Origin of the sequence: Novosphingobium sp. BW1, from assembly GCF_008107685.1 — a bacterium.
Classification (GTDB): domain Bacteria; phylum Pseudomonadota; class Alphaproteobacteria; order Sphingomonadales; family Sphingomonadaceae; genus Novosphingobium.
In genome coordinates this window covers 20,301-39,305 of record NZ_VIRF01000074.1, presented here as the reverse complement: position 1 = coordinate 39,305, position 19,005 = coordinate 20,301, and the positions used below count along the sequence as shown (strand labels likewise).

Below are 19,005 nucleotides of genomic sequence, written 5' to 3'. Positions count from 1 at the left end.
TCCCATAGCGGGAGGGCGCACGAAATGCGAGAAGATCTCAGTCCGGTATCGAAAAACTGGCGCGGTACTGCGGTTTGAGCGCGCGCATCACGGCGCCGTCGACGGGCAGGGTGATCTCGTAGCTGCCCTCTGCATAGGGGCCTGCCTCGTAAGGCGCGATCTGGAAGCCGATGCGGTCGAAGGTGGCGCCGTTTGAGGAGCCCAGCAGCACCGTCTGGCGTACCGGATCGATGCACTCGCTGAAGGTACCCCCGGGATCGAGCGGGCTACCGCGCCGGGCGATGCGCTTGTCGTCGAGCACCTTGCAGAACCGCTTGCGCAGGGCACCCGAAAGCGCCTCGAGGCTGGTGAAGAGGTCGGTCGCGCGCTGGAGCGTTCCGGTCTTGCGGTTCCAGACACGGGCGTCGAAGCCACTCATGCCGTGGGCGCCGCCGCTGAAGGTGTAAAATTCCGAAGACAGCGAAAGCCAGTCGGGAAGGTCGGTCACGACCTGCCAGTTCGCCCCGAAGCTGTGGGCGCGGAAGGGGTAGCCGGTCTTTTCCGCCTCCTCGCGGTCGCGCTTGGATGAGCTTGCCAGCTCGGCCCGTGCGGCGCTGCGGTGCTCCTCGAACCAGGACTTGAGTTCGGGAATAGCGGCGGCCTTGGCTGGGTAGGAGAACTGGAACTCGTACAAGTCGGTGTCTTCCTCGAGGTTGAGGTCGGCCACATCGACGGCGGGACCGTCCACCTCGGGTGCGGGTGCGCTGGCCTCGTCCTGCGGGGGGAGCGCGGTGTCCGAGGCTGTAGGCGGGCTTGCCGTTCCGCTGGCGTCCGGCGCCGCAGTGCCGCTGCACCCGCCAGCCATCAGTGCCAGTGTTCCGGCGCATCCCAGTGCCAGCTTCGCGCGCATCGTCCCTAATCCCTGTCCGGTGTTCGTGGTGCCCCGTAAGGCCTTGAAGAGGGAGCATGAAGCACGCAGCGGCCTGAATCCAGCCTGAGCGCACGCCCGCTGGGGATAGAGGGCGCCTGCGACGGGGCTGCGATGGCGCATCGCCCCACGCCCGCGGGCGCAATGGGCAATTGCCCTTTGCGCGAAGGCGGGTCTAGATATGCGCCATGAGCGACAAGAACGCATTGATTCAGCCTGATCGCGGCCAGAGCGCGGTTTCCATCCACCTCGTCGACAAGGATGGGTTCGACGCCGTCCGCAAGGGGTTGAATGCAGCCCAGCGCACCGCGCTCGAGGCGCAGCGCTTCGAGGGCGATGCGGGTGCCCAGGCAATCCTTCCTGATGGCGAGGGCTGGATGGCCGTTGCCGGTGTCGCCGATACCGACAGGCTTTCCTGCTGGTGCATGGCCAAGCTGGCCGAGACGCTGCCTGCAGGCACCTATCGCCGCATCGGCGGCGAGCCGGGCGCGGCGATGTTCGGCTGGGTCACGGGCCAGTACCGTTTCGACCGTTACGTCTCCGAACCCAAGGAGGAGGGGCCACGCGTGCTCCTCACAAGCGAGGTCAAGGCGATCGAGCCGACCCTCGCCGAAGCCGAGGCGGTCATGCTGGTGCGCGACCTTGTCAACACGCCCGCCGAGGACATGGGCCCCGCCCAGCTCGAGGCCGAGGCGGAGAACCTGCACAAGGCCTACCGGGCCGAGATCCGTGTGACCCGGGGCGACATGCTCGAACATGATTTCCCGATGGTCCACGCCGTAGGGCGTGCCGCTGCGCGCAGCCATGCGCCGCGCATGATCGAGCTGGAATGGGGCAACCCCAAGCACCCGCGCATCGCCATCGTGGGCAAGGGTGTGTGTTTCGATTCGGGCGGTCTCGACGTGAAGCCCAGCGCAGGGATGCTGCTGATGAAGAAGGACATGGGCGGCGCGGCGCACGCCCTCGCGCTGGCGCGCCTCATCATGCAGGCGCAGCTGCCGGTGCGCCTGCACCTGCTGGTCCCGGCGGTCGAGAACGCGATTGCGGGCAACAGCTTCCGACCGGGCGACATCCTGAAGTCGCGCGCGGGGATCTCGGTCGAGATCGGCAATACCGACGCGGAAGGGCGCCTCGTCTTGGGCGATGCGCTGGCGCGCGCAGGCGAGAACGAGCCCGAGCTGGTGATCGATTTTGCGACGCTTACAGGCGCTGCGCGCGTGGCGCTGGGGCCGGACCTGCCCGCGCTTTTCGCGCGCGAGGATGACACCGCCAATGCCCTGCTCGAAGCCGGAATCGCCACCGACGATGCCTGCTGGCGCCTGCCGCTCCACGAAGGGTACCGCGAGTACATGAAGTCGGACATCGCCGACATCAACAATGCAGGTTCGGGCGGGGGCTTTGCAGGCTCCACCACGGCCGCACTGTTCCTCGACCGGTTCGTGCCCAAGGGCGTGGACTGGGTCCACTTCGACACTTTCGCCTGGCGCCCTTCGGTCAAGCCCGGCCGCAGCAAGGGTGGCGCGGCGCTGGGCCTGCGCGCAGCCTGGCAGATGCTCCGCAATCGCTATGAGAAGGCCGATTAACGGCATGTAAATATCTGTTTATCAGATGTTTCCAGGCGTAGTTACCGCATCGTTAGTTATGTGAGATCAAAGCCAGGGGATGGCGATTCGGATTAGTCCCTGCGTGTCCAGGACGCAGGGACAAGGAGCCATCCATGACATTCGAACCGACAGGAGCATTCCACGAGGTCGCCCTCGATGACCTGTTCTTCTCGACGACCGATTCCAAGGGGGTCATCGAGCAGGCGAACCAGGTGTTCGTCGAAATGGCGCGTCTAGATCGCGACGGTCTTATTGGTGCGCCGCACAACCTCATCCGTCATCCCGACATGCCGGGCGGCGTCTTCCGCCTCATGTGGGAGGCGATCGGGGCCCGCCGCGCGTTCAGCGGCTATGTCTTCAACCTGGCGGGTGACGGCAGCAGCTACTGGGCACTGGCCACCGTCTCGCCGCTGGGCAAAGGCTATATTTCGGTGCGCGCGCGCCCGATTGATCTGGGCATTCGCGACACGGTCCACACGGTCTATGAAGCCGCCCGCGAGGCCGAGATCCAGGCGATAGCGCAGGGCGAGAGCGCAGGCCGTGCGGCGCGCATCGGTGAAGAGGTGATCCTCGCCGAACTCGCCAAGCTGGGCTACGCCAGCTAGGAGGCCTTCCAGAACGCCTTCCTCCCGCGCGAGCTGGAGCTGCGCTTCCAGGCCGGTGCCACCATTCCGACCCGCCCGTCGGCGACCGGTGGCGCCCGCGCGCTGCTCGACGCGGGTGCGGTTATCGAGGGACAGGTGCGCACGCTGGCAGATGGACTTGCCAACGCCGACCATCTGGCCGAAGCGCTCGACATACGGGTCGCAAAGGCGGTGAACTGCCTGGGACGGCTGGAAGAGGCGCTTGCCAATGCGCGCTTCGTCGTCACCGGGAATGCCAAGGTCGAGCCGCACGTCGCCAAGGCCGCCCCAGCGTTGGAGGAGCAGTGCCACAAGGTCGCTGCCACCATGCAGGGCGTGCTCGATGCGGTCGACCAGACCTGCGTCCAGCGTCATGGCCTGCGCGCGTCGGTCAGCATCGCGCAACTCCAGGCCGAATCGGTCTGCCGCTTCGCTGCCGACACAATCGATGGTCGCGAGGACCCGGAAACCTCCAGCGCGGCCACACAGGCGCTTGTCCAGACGCTCGAGAACGGGATCGATTCGATGCACACTTGCCTCGACGATGATCGCGACCAGGCCCGGCACATGAGCGCGCAGATCAAGGCGACCGAGAGCACGCTCAAGGTCACCACCCTCTTGCTGCGCAAGTGGCGCAGCCTGATCGAGAAGTCGGACATTCGCCATGAAATGGAAGCCCTTCTCCCGGTCCTCGACGACGCGCTGGCGGGTCTGGTCGACGAACTGGCGGGGCTTCACGATACTGCCGAAGCCTTCGCAGGCGGCGTCGTGGCCTTCGAGAGCGCCGAGCTCCAGCGCAGCCTCGATACGATTCTCTCGCTCAACACGGTTGCCGCCTGAGACGCTCGGGCCTGACCATTCCCATAATGACACCGCTCGGGTGCCGACGCCTGCCCATGACTATGCGCGCAGCCGGACCGAGACACAGCTTTCAAGGATTACACCATGGATTTCGAAGCCAAGCTCGCCGAACTCATGACCATCAACGGCGCCATCGCGGCCGCTCTCGTTGACAGCGCGAGCGGCATGACCATCGCGACCGTCGGCGAAATGCGCGACGGCGGGGACCTTGACTTGGCCGCGGCGGGCAGCAGCGAGGTGATGCGCGCACAGATGAACGTGCAGGAGCTCCTCAAGCTCAACGATCCGGTTGAGGACATGCTCATCACGCTGGGCGAACACTACCAGCTGATCCGTCCGCTGACCGACGATTCGGGCGCTGGCCTGTTCGCCTACCTGCTGCTCGACCGCAAGCAGGCCAATCTCGCCCTTGCCCGCATCAAGCTGCGCTCGGTCGAAGCCGAACTCGCAATCTGAACCTAATCGAACCGCCCGGCGTGCCTTCAGGGGGCGCCGGGCCACGCGTCCCTGCGTGAGGGAGGGGGCCGCATGACTGGACATGCGGCCCCCGACTTGCGTCCGGTTCCAAGAGGGCTTGGAAAAGGATGGTACGCAGAAAAAAGATGTATCCGAGGGCCATTTCCCTCGGGCTCCCCATCCCAGTGATCTCAAGGCGCTCGCGCTGCCGTGGCTGAGAGGGGTGAGGTCGCCAATCCGGGGGCAAGGGGCGATGGCCCCTTGGAGTGATCTCCTTTGTCCGTTCCTGCCCTTTTCGGGTTTGCTCCTTCGGCCCAATGGTCGCACCATCACCGCCCCATCAGGCGTGTGAACACGCGAACGAAGGAGATCAGATGCCCATGTCGGATCGTGTGCTTGGCAAGGCCGGGCAGGGGGCGATCTGCCCTGCGGGCCCTGTGAAACTTGCGTATTTGCGATGAGCGGGATAAGCGCCCCAATCTTCCGTTTCACCGATGGCCTCAACGTGACCGAACACGACACTTATACACGCACCCTCCCGCTTGACGGCATGCTGGCGATGACCGGACCTTCGGTAACTGCCGAACCGGGCTGTCTGCCGGTGCGCGGCGATCTTGCGCATATCAAGCTCGCGGGGCTGTGCTTCGTACCGCACTACGCGGTGCCTGTGGCCTATACCGCAAAGGCGGGGGCACAGCTGGTCTCGGCACCCACCACGACGGGCGAAGTCCTGGCTGAGCTGGACGAAGGCGCGGTCTTTAACGTGCTCGACATTGCGGGTGCCTGGAGCTGGGGCCAGATTGGTGAGGACGGGCTCGTCGGTTACGTGGCGCTCGAGCAGATCGAAGCGCCGCAGGCAGGAGAATAAACTCAGATGGCACAGACGGTCTTCATTGACGGTGCGGCCGGAACCACGGGTCTGGAGATCGCCGATCGTCTGGGCGCCCGCCCGGAGTTCGAGCTGGTCATTCTCGACGACGCGCGCCGCAAGAACGATGCCGCGCGCGCCGAGGCGCTCAACGATGCCGACTTCGTGATCCTGTGCCTGCCCGACGAGGCGGCGAAGGCCGCCGTTGCGATGATCCGCAACGACACCACGCGCGTGATCGATGCCTCTTCGGCGCACCGTACCGCGCCCGGCTGGGCTTACGGCTTTCCTGAACTCATCGGGCACCAGAAGATTGCGGGCGCGCGTTTCGTCAGCAATCCGGGCTGCTATCCCACCGGCTTCCTCAGTCTGGTCGCGCCGCTCGTGCGCGTGGGCCTGCTGCCCGCCGACTGGCCTTATGTCTGCCACGCCGTTTCGGGCTATTCGGGCGGTGGCAAGGCGCTCATCGCGCGCTTCGAGGAAGAGGGCGACATTGCCTTTCGCGCTTATGGCCTTGCCATGGGTCACAAGCACCTGCCCGAGATGAAGGCGCACTCGGGAATCGCGCACGATCCGGTCTTCGCGCCGGCTGTAGTGCCTGCGCACCGGGGCATGCTGGTTGAAGTGCCGCTGCACCTTGCCATGATGGACAAGGCGGGCAGCGCCGATACCCTGCGCGCCGCACTGGCCGAGTTCTACGCCGGTAGCCCGGTCGTCTCGGTGCTCGACGAAGAGCCGGGCGAACTGCTCCTGCGCAGCGCGATGGAGCCGAGCGACGCGCTCACCCTGCGTGTATTCGGCGCGGCGGACGGCAGCCAGGCGCGGATGGCGGCCATGCTCGACAATCTGGGCAAGGGGGCGAGCGGGGCTGCGGTGCAGAACCTGAACATCATGGCCGGTCTCGACGAGACCGCCGCCTTGCGTCTCTGACATCGGCGCTGGGCCCCTTGGGGGGCTTCCGGAAATAGAGCGTCCCGTGCGGCCCACAGGGCTCTGCGCGTTAACCTTTATGTGCGAAGGCGCCGGGGCGCTTGTGCGCGCCGAGCGGCCCTCTCATTGCGATGATGTGCAGTTGCACAATTTTAAGGCAGCAATTGCCTGAAACTTGCACACACTCTTGCGGGCCTTGCTGTTAAAACTTTGCGAAAAAGCCACCCTTACCGGGCAAATCATGCAAATCCGGTCTTTTCGCGCCTGCGCAGTTGTCCTACGACTGTAGAATATCCAATGGCACGATTCTTGTTAGGATCGGCAGCGAGGAATCTGGGTCCCGGACGGGATCCTCGTGAATGCAGTCCGGGCGCAAAGGCAAGAAGGTCCAGTCAGGCGTGAAGAAGATCGAAGCTATCATCAAGCCCTTCAAGCTCGACGAGGTCAAGGAGGCGCTGCACGAAGTGGGCGTATCCGGGATCACGGTGACCGAGGCCAAGGGCTTTGGCCGTCAGAAGGGACACACCGAACTCTACCGCGGCGCGGAATACGTCGTCGATTTCCTGCCCAAAGTGAAGCTGGAAGTCGTCGTTTCGGATACGCTGGCCGAGCGGGTGGTCGAAGCCATTGCCGATGCGGCACAGACCGGACGCATCGGCGACGGCAAGATCTTCGTCGTGCCCGTCGAGACCGCGATCCGCATCCGCACCGGAGAGCGTGACGACGAGGCTCTGTGAGCGCCACGAACCACATCGTCCGGACCAGCAGGCTCCGGGCATAACCATTCTGGGCCGGTTCGCCGGTCGGATACTCGGGAAAGCTACCGGCCGGGGGCCCGGCCATTCCCGGACAGCGCATCCACCCCTATGCCTTTTCCCGAGGCGGAAAAGTAAGATTGGAGAACCACACATATGGCTACTGCAAAGGACGTCCTTGCCAAGATCAAGGACGAGGAGATCGAATGGGTTGATCTGCGCTTCACCGATCCCAAGGGCAAGTGGCAGCACCTGACGATGTGTGCGGGCGTCCTGGGCGAAGACGAGCTCGAAGACGGCCTGATGTTCGACGGTTCCTCGATCGAGGGCTGGAAGACGATCAACGAGTCGGACATGATCCTCAAGCCCGACCTTGAAGCCGTCTACACTGACCCGTTCTCGGCCACCCCGATGCTGATTGTGTTCTGCGACATCGTTGAGCCTTCGAACGGCGAACTCTACGCTCGTGACCCGCGTTCGACCGCCAAGCGCGCGGAAGCCTTCGTCAAGTCGGCCGGTTTCGGTGACACCGTTTTCGTTGGCCCCGAGGCCGAGTTCTTCATGTTCGACGACGTGAAGTTCTACGACGGCTACGATGGCAACGGCTTCAAGATTGACGACGTCGAGCTGCCGACCAACACCGGCCGTGACTACGACACCGGCAATCTGGGTCACCGTCCGCGCGCCAAGGGTGGCTACTTCCCTGTCGCGCCGGTCGACAGCTGCTCGGACATCCGCGCCGAGATGGTCACCACCATGCTCGAAATGGGCCTGCCCTGTGACAAGCACCACCACGAAGTGGCGGCTGCCCAGCACGAGCTCGGCCTGACCTTCGGCACGCTGACCACCACCGCTGACCGCATGCAGATCTACAAGTATGTCGTGCAGATGGTTGCGCAGGCCTATGGCAAGTCGGCCACCTTCATGCCCAAGCCGATCCAGACCGATAACGGTTCGGGCATGCACACGCACATCTCGATCTGGAACGATGGCGACAACACCTTCGCGGGCAACGGCTATGCCGGCCTCTCGGAGACCTGCCTGTACTTCATCGGCGGTGTCGTGAAGCACGCCAAGGCGCTCAACGCCTTCACCAACCCGACCACCAACAGCTACAAGCGTCTGGTCCCGGGTTACGAAGCTCCGGTTCTGCTCGCCTACTCGGCGCGCAACCGTTCGGCCTCGTGCCGCATCCCCTACGGTGCTGGTACCAAGTCGAAGCGCGTGGAATTCCGTTTCCCCGACGCGATGGCGAACCCCTACCTGTGCTACTCGGCGCTGCTGATGGCTGGTCTCGACGGCATCAAGAACAAGATCCACCCCGGCGAAGCGATGGACAAGAACCTCTACGACCTGCCGCCCGCAGAGCTCGCCGAAGTTCCGACCGTGTGCGGTAGCTTGCGTGAGGCTCTCGAAGCCCTCCAGGCCGACCACGCGTTCCTGCTCGAAGGCGACGTGTTCACCGCCGACCAGGTCGAAGCCTACCTTGAACTCAAGTGGCCCGAAGTGCTGCGTTGGGAAACCACGCCCTCGGCGGTCGAGTTCGACATGTACTACAGCGCCTGATCGCGCATTTCCCTTCCCTTCGGGGCAGGGGCAAAATCGGTTCACCGAGTGGGCGCCTGGAGCAATCCGGGCGCCCTTTTTGCGTGCCGTTTCGTGGCATGTAGAGGCGCGATCTCCACCCGCCATCCGGACATCGCGGGGAACAGCGGCGAGGATTGCCGCGTTGAAAGTCCCCGAAAGGAGATTTTCGATGCGGAAGGCGCACACGATTTTGGCCGGAACGGTTGCGGGGTTCGCCCTTGTGGCTGGCGCGGCTCTCGCCCAGCCCGGGAATGGCAATGGCAATGGCAACGGGAAGGGCAATAACGGCGGCGGTCCTTCCGCAGCGCAGCAGCGCGGCAATGGTGGTGGAGGGCCAGGCAACAACGGCGGCAACAACGGCGGTGGTCCGGCCAAGGCCCAGAACCGTGGTGGCGGACCCGAGCGGGGCGCAGGTAACGGGCAGGGCAAGGGCCCTGGCAATGGCGGCGGAAAGGGACCGGGCGGGGGCGCCGAGCAAGCCCGCGCCGACAAGGGGGCGCAAGGCAATGGTCGGTGCGCTCCGGGCAAAGGCAACGGCAACGCTCTCACCAAGGGACCGGGCAACGGCCCTGAACGCGGCAATGGGAATGCCAATGGCAATGGCAATGGCGGGGGCAACGGGAAGGCCCCGCCCATGGCTGGCGCACCGGGGAACGGCAACAGCGACGCACGGCTGCGCGGCAATGCCCACCCCTCCAACGTGGTCCATCGGCCCGAACGCGGTGACATCCGCCGTGTCAGCTACAGCGGTCCGGGCGGGCGCGATTTCATCGTGCCGACAAACGACCGCGTGCGCGTATTGACACGGGATCGCACCATTGACTGGGGTCGGATCGACCGGCGCCGGGTCTATGATGGCTGTCCGCCTGGCCTCGCCAAGAAGTACAACGGCTGCACCCCGCCCGGCCTCGACCGGGGGCCGCGTTATTCGTGGTCGCGCCCTGACTGGTACTGGAGCGGCTTTGACCGGGGCGGCAACTACCGCTACGTTGATGGCTACATGGTGCGCATGGGATCGGGCTCCTCGATCCTCGACTACATCCCGCTTTTCGCGGGTGCGCTGGCGATCGGCAACGTCTGGCCCGGATCGTACGACAGCGTGGCGATGCCCGACTACTACAACAGCTATTATGGCTTGGGTGGTGGCAACTCGTACCGCTACTACGACGACACGCTTTACCGCATGGACCCGGGCTCCTCGCGGATCGATTCGATCGCGGGGCTGCTGATGGGCAGCGACATCGCCGTCGGCCAGCCGATGCCGCGCGGTTATGATGTCTATAACGTCCCCTATGGCTATCGCGACCAGTACTACGATACCCCCGACGCGCTCTACCGCTACAGCGACGGCTACATCTACCAGCTCGATCCGACCTCGCGCTTGGTTCAGGCCGCCATCGAACTGCTCGTTTGAGCACCCGAGGAGAAACCCCAAGATGACATCACTTTCGCACCGCGCTTCCGGCCTTCGGGCCGGGACGCTGGCGCTGATCGGTGCCTGCGGGCTGGCCCTGGCTGGCTGCTCGGGCGAGACCCCGGCCACCGATGCGACCGGCGCGGCCGTGCTGGCCGAGCCGGCCTCGGACCCCGTGCCCGAACTTCTGGACGATACAGACGGCATGGAAACCGTGAGCGATGCACTGAAAGATACCGGCCTTGCGGGTATCTTCGAAGGCAATGCCAGCTACACCCTGCTGGCGCCAGACGATGCCAGCTTCGCCGCGCTGGGCGAAGGGGGCGAGGCCCTCACGGATGGCGAAGACGAAGCCGCGATGGCCGCGCTCCTCAAGCAGCACCTGCTGCCCGGCTACCTCATGCCGCGTGACATCGAAGGCGCAATCGAACGCAGCGACGAGGGCTCCGTTACGATCACCAGTCTTGCAGGTGAGGACCTGACCTTCCGCCGCAACGGCGATGCGATCACTGTGACCTCGCCGGACGGCGCGCAGGCGACCTTCAAGGGCGAGGCCTTGGCGGGCGGCGCGAGCGTTGCGATCCCGCTTTCCGGGCTGCTGCGCAAGGTTCAAGGGGCCAGCGCCCCTTGAACCCAAAATCGGTGACCTCCCCTTTTTCAGCCAAGGCCGCGCGAAAGGTGAAGCAGCCATAATGGGGAGCCGGAGGGCGATGGCCCACGGCGTTCTCCTCCTGACTGTACCGCTTCGGCGCGCGTCCCGAGGGCCATTATCCAGGCCTCAGAAGCTGAGCACAGCCTCACCGATGGCATCCCAGACGGTGGCAAGCTCTTCGTCGGTGATGCCATACGGGGGCATCACGTAGACCGTGTTACCCAGCGGGCGTAGCAGCACGCCGCGTTCGCGGAAGAAGGCCATGAGCCGGGGCGCCAGATCGTTCATGTAGCCGGTTGCCCCGTCGCTCTTGAGGTCGAGCGCGGCAATCGTGCCGAGGCTTCGCGCGTTGTTGAAGTGGTAGACCTGGCCCAGCTTGTCGAGCCAGTCGGCCTGCTTGGCGCTCAACTGTGCGATACGTTCGCGTACTGGTTCCTCGCGCCAGATTGCGAGGTTCGCGGCGGCCGCGGCGCAGGCGAGTGGATTGGCCGTGTAGCTGGAGGAGTGGAAGAACATGCGCGCGCGGTCGGTGGAAAGGTGCGCCTTGTATATCTCTTCGCTTGCCATTGTCACCGCGAGCGGCACCGCGCCCCCTGTCAGGCCCTTGGACAGGCACAGGATGTCCGGCTCGATACCGGCCTGCTCGCAGGCGAGCAGCGTGCCGGTGCGGCCCCAGCCGGTCATGACCTCGTCGGCGATGAAAAGTACGTCGTGCTCTTTGCAGATCGCGCGCATTCGGCCCAGCACTTCGGCGCTGTAGAACAGCATGCCGCCAGCCCCCAGCACGAGTGGCTCAACGATCAGCGCTGCGGTGTCGCCTAACGCACAGAAACGTTCGAGCGCTTCGAGCGTGGCCTCCTCGCGGTCCGCTGTGGGTAAGGGAATGCGCCCGACATCAAAGAGCAGCGGATCGTAGGGCTGGTTGAACACGCCGCGTTCGCCCACCGACATCGCGCCGATGGTGTCACCGTGGTAGGAATTTTCCATGACGAGGATGCGCGAGCGCGCTTCGCCCTGCCAGTGCCAGTAGCCAAGCGCCATTTTCAGGGCCACCTCGACGCTGGTCGATCCGGAATCGGAGAAGAATACGCGCGTCAGGCTTTCGGGCATGATTTCGCGCAGGCCTTTCGCCACCTCTTCGGCGGGGCCATGGGTCCAGCCTGCAAAGATCATCTGGTCGAGCTTGCCAGCTTGCTCGGCGATTGCCGCCATGATCCTCGGATTGCAGTGCCCGTGCGTCGTCACCCACCAGGACGAGATCGCATCGATCATGGAGCGCCCGTCGGAGAGGTGCAGGATCGCACCCTTTGCATGTGCGACTTCGGGGATCGGCTCGCCAAGACCGTGCTGGGTGAAGGGGTGCCAGATCGACGATGCGGGGGGCGTGCTCATGGGGCGAAGTCCTCCAGGTTGAAGTTCGCGGCGAAGGCGGCTGCAAGCTTCTCGGGGCTGAGCGGATTGAGACGTGGCAGGCGGCCCAGCCGCTTCGCGCCGCCCATGGCGCAGATGATGTCCTCGCTGTCCTTCATCGCCTCGCCCACGAAGGCAACCCCGAGCACGGGAATCGCGCGGGCGCGAAGGGCTTCGAGCGAAAGCAGCGTGTGGTTGATCGTGCCCAGCTGCGTGCGGGCCACCAGGATCACCGGTGCGCCCCAGCGCACGAACTGGTCGGCGTAGGTTTCGTGCCGCGAGATGGGGACGTGGACGCCGCCTGCGCCTTCGACCACCAGCGGGCCGGGCACCGAGGGGAGCAACAGGCGCGTCGGGGCGATCTCCACCCCGTCGATCTCGGCCGCCAGGTGGGGAGAGCAGGGGGTTACGAGGCGATAGGCCTCGGGAAGGATCTTCTCGCGGGCCAGACCGGAGAGTCCCGCGACGCGCAGCGCGTCGGTTTCGCCAAATGCGTCCTCAGGCTCGACGCCGGCCTGCACGGGCTTCCAGTAGTGCGCGTCAAGGGCGCCTGCCAGCGCGGCGGCGAAGACGGTCTTGCCGATCTCGGTGTCGGTGCCGGTGACGATCAGGGTGTGGCGGGGCGAAGGCAGGTCGGTCATCGGTACAATCACCTTGTCCGGATCGGGGGGCGGTTCAGGTGGATCGTCACGACTTCGTAGGTGGCCGTGGATCCGTTAAGGTCGAATTGCGCCATGACTGCGCGAAGTTGCGCAGGGGTGAGCGGCGTGTGGGCGCCATGCGCGGTGCCCGCGCCGATGGCCTTGACGCTGCGCAGGAAGGCGTGCGCGTCCGCGCTGCGCTGGACGTGGCGCGTGACGCAGACCTCTGCTTCGGGAAGCTGCGCGTAGTTTTCTGCCGGGAGAAAGGCCGGGGTTCCGGGCGTGAGGCCCAGCGCTGCGTGCGCGGCGCGCCACTCGGCAAATGTCTCGAGCCCCAGCGTAGTGACGACAAGATGGCCGCCTGGCGCCAGCCATCCGGCCATGCGGGCGAGCGCTGCGGGCGCGTCGGCAAACCACTGCAGGGCCAGGCTGGAGCAGATGAGGTCAAAGGGGCCGCCCTCGGGGGTTCCGGTCTCACCGTCAAGCGGGGCGAAGCGGTGGCGGGGGCTTGCGCCCAGCGCCGCGTGGCAACGTGCGACCATGTCGGGCGAAAGGTCGGTGACAAGCCAGTCCCCGGTGACGTGGGCGGCCTGCAGTTCGCGGGTCAGGAAGCCGGTGCCACAGCCGATTTCCAGGCCGCGAAGGTTACAGGGCAGATCCAGCGCAGCGATGCGGGCGGCCAATGCGCGGGCGACCTCGCGCTGGACCGGCGCGTGAGCTTCGTAGCCGTGGGCACCCGAAAAGGCGCGGGCGATCTGGTCGCGGGGGACGCGCAAGGCCGGCCTCACGCGACCTGTGCGCCGACCATGGCGCGCACCGTTTCGGCGCAGAAAGCCGGGTCCTCGACAGGGAGGAGATGGCCGCCTGTATGGCTCACCCGGCGCACCTCGCCGCGCGGAAAGACGCTCTCTCGTATCTCGCGCACAAGGAGCGGATCGGCGCCGCCCTGGACCGAGGTGAGCGGCACAGCAGGGGGCGGGCATTCGCCGTCGCGCAGGCGCAGCAGGTCTTCGCGCAAGGGATCGGGGACGGGTGTGGGCACTTGGGTTTCGTCGCCGCAGGTTGCGCGAAATTCCGCAAGCACGGTCTCGGGGCTCTGGGTAAAACGGCGCAGCATGCGGTCTATCACGCGTACCGGAATCCCGGCGCGTCCGCTGCGCGCGCTGAAACGGTCGAAGCCGTTGAAGGCGACGATGCCGACAAGACCCGGAGGCGGATTGGTAAGTACGCGCATGGTGCCGAAGCTGTGCGTTATGGCAAGGCAGGGACCTGCGATTTCGGTCGGGGCGGGTCTGCCGAAGTAGCCTCGGTCGTCGAACACGTGCGCGTGCTCGGGCAGGAGGGCGGCGAGAGGCTCCCAGAAGGAGGCGTCAAAGCCCCAGCCATGGGCGAAGAGAAGGTTCACAGGGCGTCCTTGAGCGCTGTCAGCAGTGCGTCGATGTCGTCGGGAGAATGGGCCGCACGCAGCGCGATGCGCAGGCGGCTGGACCCGGGAGGAACAGTGGGAGGGCGGATTGCCGAGACGAGCAACCCGGCCTCGTCGAGCCGGGCCGAGAGCGTGAGGGTCTCGGCCTCCGGGCCGATCACGGCGGGCACAATCTGGGTGCTGGATGCGCCGTGATCGAGGCCAAGCGCGCCGAGCCCTTCGCGCAGCCGGTTGCCGAGATCGGCCAGATGCGCGCGCTCGGCGTCCATGGAGGGCACGAGGTCGAGCGCGGCATCGATCGCGCCCAGCACCGCAGGTGGTGGCGCGGTGGTGAAGATGAAGCCGCTCGCTGCGTTGACGAGGTAGTCGATGAGCACGCGTGAGCCCGCGACATAGGCGCCAAAGCTGCCGAGCGCCTTGCTGAAGGTGCCCATGACAAGATCGATACGCCCGGGCACTTCGCCGGTGAGACCCGTCCCGCCCGGGCCCAGGACGCCGGTCGCGTGGGCCTCGTCGACATAGAGCGCGGCCTCGTGGTGATGCGCGATGTCAGCCAGGCGGGCGAGGTCCGCGCGGTCGCCGTCCATCGAGAACACGCTCTCGGTCAGGATCAGGCGTGCGGGCGCCTCGCGGCCCTTGCTCTCCAGAAGCATTTCGAGGTGGTCGAGGTCGTTGTGGCGAAAGCGCACCTGGCGCACGCCCGCATTGGCCAGCCCGGCGTGCATCGAGGCGTGTATCAGTCGGTCGGTGAAGACTATGCAGCCCGGCACCGCAGCCAGCAGGGCGGGGATGACGGTGGCGTTGGCCTGCCAGCCGCTCGCAAAGACCAGCGCGGCCTCGGTGTGCTTGAAGCGGGCGATGCGCGCTTCAAGGGCCAGCTGCTCGGCACTGGTGCCGGTGACGAGACGCGAGGCACCCGATCCGGTGCCAAGGCGCTCAGTCCAGGCGATGGCGCGCGCGCTCAACACGGGGTGGCGGGCAAGGCCGAGGTAGTCGTTGCTGGAGAAGTCGATGAGGGTACGTCCCTCGCGGACGATCCGCCCGGTGGCCGCGAGGTGGGCGGGGCGCAAGGTACGGCGCTGCCCGGCCGTTTCGATCCGCGCCAGCGCCTCTGTCAGAAAGGGGTCGAGCCGTGTCATTCTTGCTGCCGGTTATGGCAACTGCGCGCATGTGACAATGGCGTGGGCGGAACTTCCTGTTGCGTTGTCAGGGGTGGCCGGGCGCAGGGTCGGGGGAAATCGCGTCTTCCCAGGCGGTTGTCATGGGAATACGTCGTTCCGACATGGGCTGGCAAAGAAACGAAAGAAGGCAAGCGCCTTGCGCCTGCCTTTCGTACCAGAACAGGAACCAATAGCATGAACGTCTTCATCATCGGTGCCGCCGGCAAGGTAGGCTCGCGTCTGGTCTCCCTGCTGGCCGAGGCGGGCCATGTGCCGCTGGCCATGCACCGCAAGAGCGAGCAGGCTCAGATCCTTGCCGACAAGGGCGCAACCCCGGTGGCCGGCGACATTACCGCGCTCAGCGTCGATGAACTGGCCGAGCGGATGGACGGTGCCGATGCGGTCGTGTTCTCGGCCGGTGCGGGCGGGGCGGGCTACGACCTCACCCAGGCGGTCGACGGCGATGGGCTGGTCAAAGCGGTGGCGGCCGCGCGCAAGGCGGGCGCGACGCGCTTCCTGCTGGTCTCAGCCTTCCCCGAGGCGGGGCGCGATGCCGAGCCCAAGGAGGGGTTCGAGAACTACATGCGCATCAAGAAGCTGACCGACGCGCACCTCTCGCAAAGCGATCTCGACTGGGTGATCGCGCGTCCGGGCACGCTCAGTTCCGAGGGCGGCGACGGCACGATCGCGCTGGGCCTCGCGCTTCCCTATGGCAACGTCTCGCGCGACCACGTGGCGCAGGTGCTGGCCGGAATCCTGGAGCGTCCGCAGCTCTCGCGCGTGATCCTGGAACTGACCGATGGGGATACGCCGGTGGCCGACGCGCTCGACGCCATGGTCTGACCTGGGTTTCGCGGTGGCCTAAACCGACGGCCCGGCGCGTTTTTTGTACCGGATAGCGGTGAGGTGACAGGCGGGCGGGACGGGCTGCGTGCGCGCTGCTTGTCGCTGCGGGCTGCTATGCGCAACAGGGCCACCAGCATGCGCGGGGGAGGCCGTGTGTGCCCCTTTGTGCATACCCGAGAAGGATACGAACCATGTCGCACCGCCACGTTCTTGCCCTTGCCGCCGCAGCCCTGGGCGGATCGCTGCTGGCCGCCTCGCCCGCCGCGGCGCAGGTCACCGCCGAGGCGAATGTCGCCAAGTGGAAGGGCCAGTGGGGCGGAGAACTGGGCGTGGGCTACCCGATCCTGCGCGACGGCGGCTTCGCCGTGACCCCCTCGGTCGGCGCCTTCATCTACGATAAGGACCACCCGCGCTATACCTCGGACGATGGCGTGTGCTACCGCCGCATCGACGAAGTCGCGGTGAACGACGACCACTGCGACGGCACCGGCCTCAAGGCCTATGGCCGCGTGGAAGCCAGCTACAGCCTGCCGATGCTCACGCTGGGCGTGGGCGCGCGCTACATGGGCGATTCGGTGCGGGCCTACGGCACGGCCTCGATGCCGGTCATGCCGATGCTCGATGCCAAGGTGAACGTGGGCGATGGCTATGTCGCAGGCGGCCTGCAGGCCCGCTTCTAAGAACCCGATAGGGACCGGAAATCACCGGTTCTGCCGAACTGCCTGTCCCACCGCGCGCGGCCACCGAGGCACCTGCGGGGTGGGGCAGGTAGAAGAAGTTGGAAGAGATTTTCCGAGAGCCATCGCCTGCGGGCTCCCCAACCTGTCACCCTCACCTTTCGCGCGCGGCGTCGGTTGAGAATGGTGAGGTCGCTGTTTCCGGGTTCAAGGGGTGATGACCCCTTGAACTATCTCTTTCCTCTTTCAGCCCTCAAGCAGGTCGAGATAGGCGACGACATCGTTGTCGGTGGCGATGAAAAGGCCTTCCTGCGTCGCCTCGTCCTGCTGCGCGGCGATTTGCATGGCCTCGGTCAGGCTCCCGTAGAACAGCGTTTCGGCCGCGCCGCCCTCCATCGCATCGCTCAGGTGGTAGAGGCGCACGGTCGCCTCGAGGTAAGTCGTGCGCATCAGTCGCTGTCCTTTTCGCGGCGGGCGCCCTCGACGGTGCGCTCCCGCCGGGCAATCTCCGAGGAGGTTTTCTCGCGGGTGGCCTTGCTGGCGCCGTGGCGGGCGCGTGCTTCTTCGGCCTGCGCGCGGGCATCGGCGCGGGCCTTCGCCTTGCGGGCCATGCGAAGGTTGACGATCTCGGCCATGTGGGGGGGCTTTTACGCCTCGACGGCGGCGGTTGTCACGCCCAGATCGGGCACGCCGACCGACCGCTTGCCGGCAAAGTCGGTGCGCACCACGATCAGCCCGTCCTTTTCGAGGTAGTCGAGCAGGCGCTGGATGCGGCGCGGTGAGCTGGTGCCGTAGATCTTGGCAAGCCGGTCATCGTCGGGGCACGGCTCGTTGTCCATCGCCGCGCGGGCAATGACGTAAAACGGGGCAAGCGCGTCGTCGGGGACGTGCTTGGCCAGGTTCACAAGGTCGAACCAGCGTTCGTCCTCGGGGTCTTCGATTCCGGCGACCGCAGCGGCAAAGCCCCGGCGGAACATCGTGGCATCGAGGCTGCGCACCGAGATGCCCTTCATCCGGCAGCGGATGGTGAAGTCCTGGAACAGCGTGGTCGAGGACTGGAACAGGCTGTCCTCGTCACGGGCCATCTCGTTCAGGATTTCGAGCATGGCGGCGCGATTTTCTTCCGGTTCGGCCTCGGGGCGTTCGGCGCGCGCGGGCAGGGCCTCGGCGGCGGGGCCCGACGCGATGCTCTCGTCGAGTTCCTCCATTTCCATGCGGCGGCGCGCAGGCCGCACGAAGTCGGGCTTCTCGGGTTCGACGTGGAGGTTGTCGTGGAGCAGCTCGCGCATGTCCTCGCTCGAGGCTTCGGGCAGCGGCATGAGGCCGGGCGTCACCGACTTGGCGCCGGTCTTCACCGAACCGATCTGCGTCTTGACAGGGCGGCGGGAGATGGCCGGGCCCAGACCCAGGAACTGGCCGCGTCCCAGATCGCGGATTTCCTCGGCCTGGCGACGCTCCATGCCGAGCAGATCGGCGGCGCGGGCCATGTCGATGTCGAGGAAGGTGCGGCCCATCAGGAAGTTGGACGCCTCGGCGGCCACGTTTTTGGCGAGCTTGGCAAGGCGCTGCGTGGCGATGACGCCCGCAAGGCCGCGTTTGCGCCCACGGCACATGAGGTTGGTCATGGCGCCCAGCGAAATGCGGCGCGCCTCTTCGGAGACTTCGCCTGCGGCAGCCGGTGCGAACATCTGCGCTTCGTCGACGACGACGAGCGCGGGGTACCACTGGTCGCGCGGGGCATCGAACAGGGCGTTGAGGAACTGGGCTGCGCACTTCATCTGGCTGTCGATTTCCAGCTCGTCGAGCGCGAGCACGACCGAGGCGCGGTGCTGGCGGATGCGCGCGCCGAGCTTGACGATCTCGGCCTCGCCATAGGCCGCGCCGTCGATCACGACGTGGCCGAATTCCTCGGCCAGGCTGACGAAGTCACCTTCGGGATCGATCACGATCTGCTGGACGAGGCTGGCGCTCTCTTCGAGCAGGCGGCGCAGCAGATGCGACTTGCCGGACCCGGAATTGCCCTGCACCAGCAGGCGGGTCGCCAGAAGTTCCTTGATGTCGATCTCTGTCGGCTGGCCGTGTGGCCCGTCGCCGATGACGATATTCGCGCTCACAGGGGCCCTATTGGCAAATACGGGTGGGGGGAGGCAAGGGGCGCGTGCCCGGTTTTCCAGAAGGGAGGCGGATT

21 protein-coding genes are annotated in these 19,005 nt (G+C 66.0%); 12 read left to right on the top strand and 9 right to left on the bottom strand.

Annotation, left to right across the window (positions count from 1 at the left end; all coding sequences use genetic code 11):
* Positions 1–37: 37 nt before the first annotated feature.
* Positions 38–889, bottom strand: a complete 852-nt coding sequence (locus FMM79_RS11860; RefSeq protein WP_240339131.1) for a DUF3298 and DUF4163 domain-containing protein — start codon at positions 887–889, stop codon at positions 38–40.
* A gap of 206 nt (positions 890–1,095) precedes the next feature.
* On the opposite strand from FMM79_RS11860, the gene FMM79_RS11855 reads away from it, so the two are divergent.
* The 10 genes from FMM79_RS11855 (at position 1,096) to FMM79_RS11810 (ending at position 10,636) form a co-directional block, all read left to right on the top strand.
* Positions 1,096–2,490, top strand: coding sequence for a M17 family metallopeptidase (locus FMM79_RS11855; RefSeq protein WP_148627687.1), 1,395 nt, complete (start codon positions 1,096–1,098; stop codon positions 2,488–2,490).
* Positions 2,491–2,624: 134 nt separating this feature from the next.
* On the top strand, positions 2,625–3,116 hold the full coding sequence (locus FMM79_RS11850; RefSeq protein ID WP_148627686.1) for a hypothetical protein: 492 nt from the start codon (positions 2,625–2,627) through the stop codon (positions 3,114–3,116).
* A 135-nt stretch (positions 3,117–3,251) separates the two neighbouring features.
* The gene (locus FMM79_RS11845) at positions 3,252–3,974 is read left to right on the top strand and encodes a hypothetical protein (protein ID WP_148627685.1); all 723 of its coding nucleotides are present in this window, start codon (positions 3,252–3,254) and stop codon (positions 3,972–3,974) included.
* 105 nt (positions 3,975–4,079) lie between these two features.
* Complete coding sequence (locus FMM79_RS11840) at positions 4,080–4,451, top strand: hypothetical protein (protein WP_148627684.1); 372 nt, start codon at positions 4,080–4,082, stop codon at positions 4,449–4,451.
* Between the two features lie 457 nt (positions 4,452–4,908).
* Positions 4,909–5,319 (top strand): SH3 domain-containing protein, encoded by a 411-nt coding sequence (locus tag FMM79_RS11835; protein ID WP_240339130.1) that lies wholly within the window; start codon positions 4,909–4,911, stop codon positions 5,317–5,319.
* A 6-nt stretch (positions 5,320–5,325) separates the two neighbouring features.
* Positions 5,326–6,249, top strand: a complete 924-nt coding sequence (gene argC, locus FMM79_RS11830) for an N-acetyl-gamma-glutamyl-phosphate reductase (RefSeq protein ID WP_148627683.1) — start codon at positions 5,326–5,328, stop codon at positions 6,247–6,249.
* Between the two features lie 398 nt (positions 6,250–6,647).
* Positions 6,648–6,986 (top strand): P-II family nitrogen regulator, encoded by a 339-nt coding sequence (locus FMM79_RS11825; RefSeq protein ID WP_039392137.1) that lies wholly within the window; start codon positions 6,648–6,650, stop codon positions 6,984–6,986.
* 174 nt (positions 6,987–7,160) lie between these two features.
* Positions 7,161–8,570 (top strand): type I glutamate--ammonia ligase, encoded by a 1,410-nt coding sequence (gene glnA / locus FMM79_RS11820; protein ID WP_148627682.1) that lies wholly within the window; start codon positions 7,161–7,163, stop codon positions 8,568–8,570.
* Between the two features lie 190 nt (positions 8,571–8,760).
* On the top strand, positions 8,761–10,005 hold the full coding sequence (locus FMM79_RS11815) for a hypothetical protein (RefSeq protein ID WP_148627681.1): 1,245 nt from the start codon (positions 8,761–8,763) through the stop codon (positions 10,003–10,005).
* 22 nt (positions 10,006–10,027) lie between these two features.
* Entirely contained in the window at positions 10,028–10,636 is a 609-nt protein-coding gene (locus tag FMM79_RS11810; RefSeq protein ID WP_148627680.1) for a fasciclin domain-containing protein, read from the top strand.
* 147 nt (positions 10,637–10,783) lie between these two features.
* On the opposite strand, the gene FMM79_RS11805 is transcribed toward FMM79_RS11810, so the two are convergent.
* The 5 genes from FMM79_RS11805 to FMM79_RS11785 are packed head-to-tail and all read right to left on the bottom strand — an operon-like array spanning position 10,784 to position 15,273.
* Positions 10,784–12,049 (bottom strand): adenosylmethionine--8-amino-7-oxononanoate transaminase, encoded by a 1,266-nt coding sequence (locus FMM79_RS11805; protein WP_148627679.1) that lies wholly within the window; start codon positions 12,047–12,049, stop codon positions 10,784–10,786.
* On the bottom strand, positions 12,046–12,708 hold the full coding sequence (gene bioD / locus FMM79_RS11800; protein ID WP_148627678.1) for a dethiobiotin synthase: 663 nt from the start codon (positions 12,706–12,708) through the stop codon (positions 12,046–12,048). The genes FMM79_RS11805 and bioD overlap by 4 nt, the downstream gene beginning before the upstream one ends.
* 8 nt (positions 12,709–12,716) lie before the next feature.
* A complete protein-coding gene (locus tag FMM79_RS11795) occupies positions 12,717–13,484 on the bottom strand; it encodes a methyltransferase (protein WP_148627677.1) in 768 nt (255 codons plus the stop codon).
* A gap of 8 nt (positions 13,485–13,492) precedes the next feature.
* Complete coding sequence (locus tag FMM79_RS11790; RefSeq protein ID WP_148627676.1) at positions 13,493–14,113, bottom strand: alpha/beta fold hydrolase; 621 nt, start codon at positions 14,111–14,113, stop codon at positions 13,493–13,495.
* A complete protein-coding gene (locus FMM79_RS11785; protein ID WP_148627675.1) occupies positions 14,110–15,273 on the bottom strand; it encodes an 8-amino-7-oxononanoate synthase in 1,164 nt (387 codons plus the stop codon). The genes FMM79_RS11790 and FMM79_RS11785 overlap by 4 nt, the downstream gene beginning before the upstream one ends.
* Positions 15,274–15,489: 216 nt before the next feature.
* On the opposite strand from FMM79_RS11785, the gene FMM79_RS11780 reads away from it, so the two are divergent.
* Positions 15,490–16,137 (top strand): NAD(P)H-binding protein, encoded by a 648-nt coding sequence (locus tag FMM79_RS11780; protein WP_148627674.1) that lies wholly within the window; start codon positions 15,490–15,492, stop codon positions 16,135–16,137.
* 194 nt (positions 16,138–16,331) lie between these two features.
* Positions 16,332–16,820 (top strand): hypothetical protein, encoded by a 489-nt coding sequence (locus FMM79_RS11775; RefSeq protein WP_148627673.1) that lies wholly within the window; start codon positions 16,332–16,334, stop codon positions 16,818–16,820.
* 243 nt (positions 16,821–17,063) lie between these two features.
* Here FMM79_RS11775 and FMM79_RS11770 read toward each other — a convergent pair whose 3' ends face one another.
* From FMM79_RS11770 to FMM79_RS11760, 3 genes are read right to left on the bottom strand one after another with little or no spacing between them, the layout of a single operon-like run.
* Entirely contained in the window at positions 17,064–17,267 is a 204-nt protein-coding gene (locus FMM79_RS11770; protein WP_148627672.1) for a hypothetical protein, read from the bottom strand.
* A complete protein-coding gene (locus FMM79_RS11765) occupies positions 17,267–17,452 on the bottom strand; it encodes a DUF4169 family protein (protein ID WP_148627671.1) in 186 nt (61 codons plus the stop codon). The genes FMM79_RS11770 and FMM79_RS11765 overlap by 1 nt, the downstream gene beginning before the upstream one ends.
* 12 nt (positions 17,453–17,464) lie before the next feature.
* Complete coding sequence (locus FMM79_RS11760; RefSeq protein WP_148627670.1) at positions 17,465–18,931, bottom strand: ATP-binding protein; 1,467 nt, start codon at positions 18,929–18,931, stop codon at positions 17,465–17,467.
* Positions 18,932–19,005: the final 74 nt, after the last annotated feature.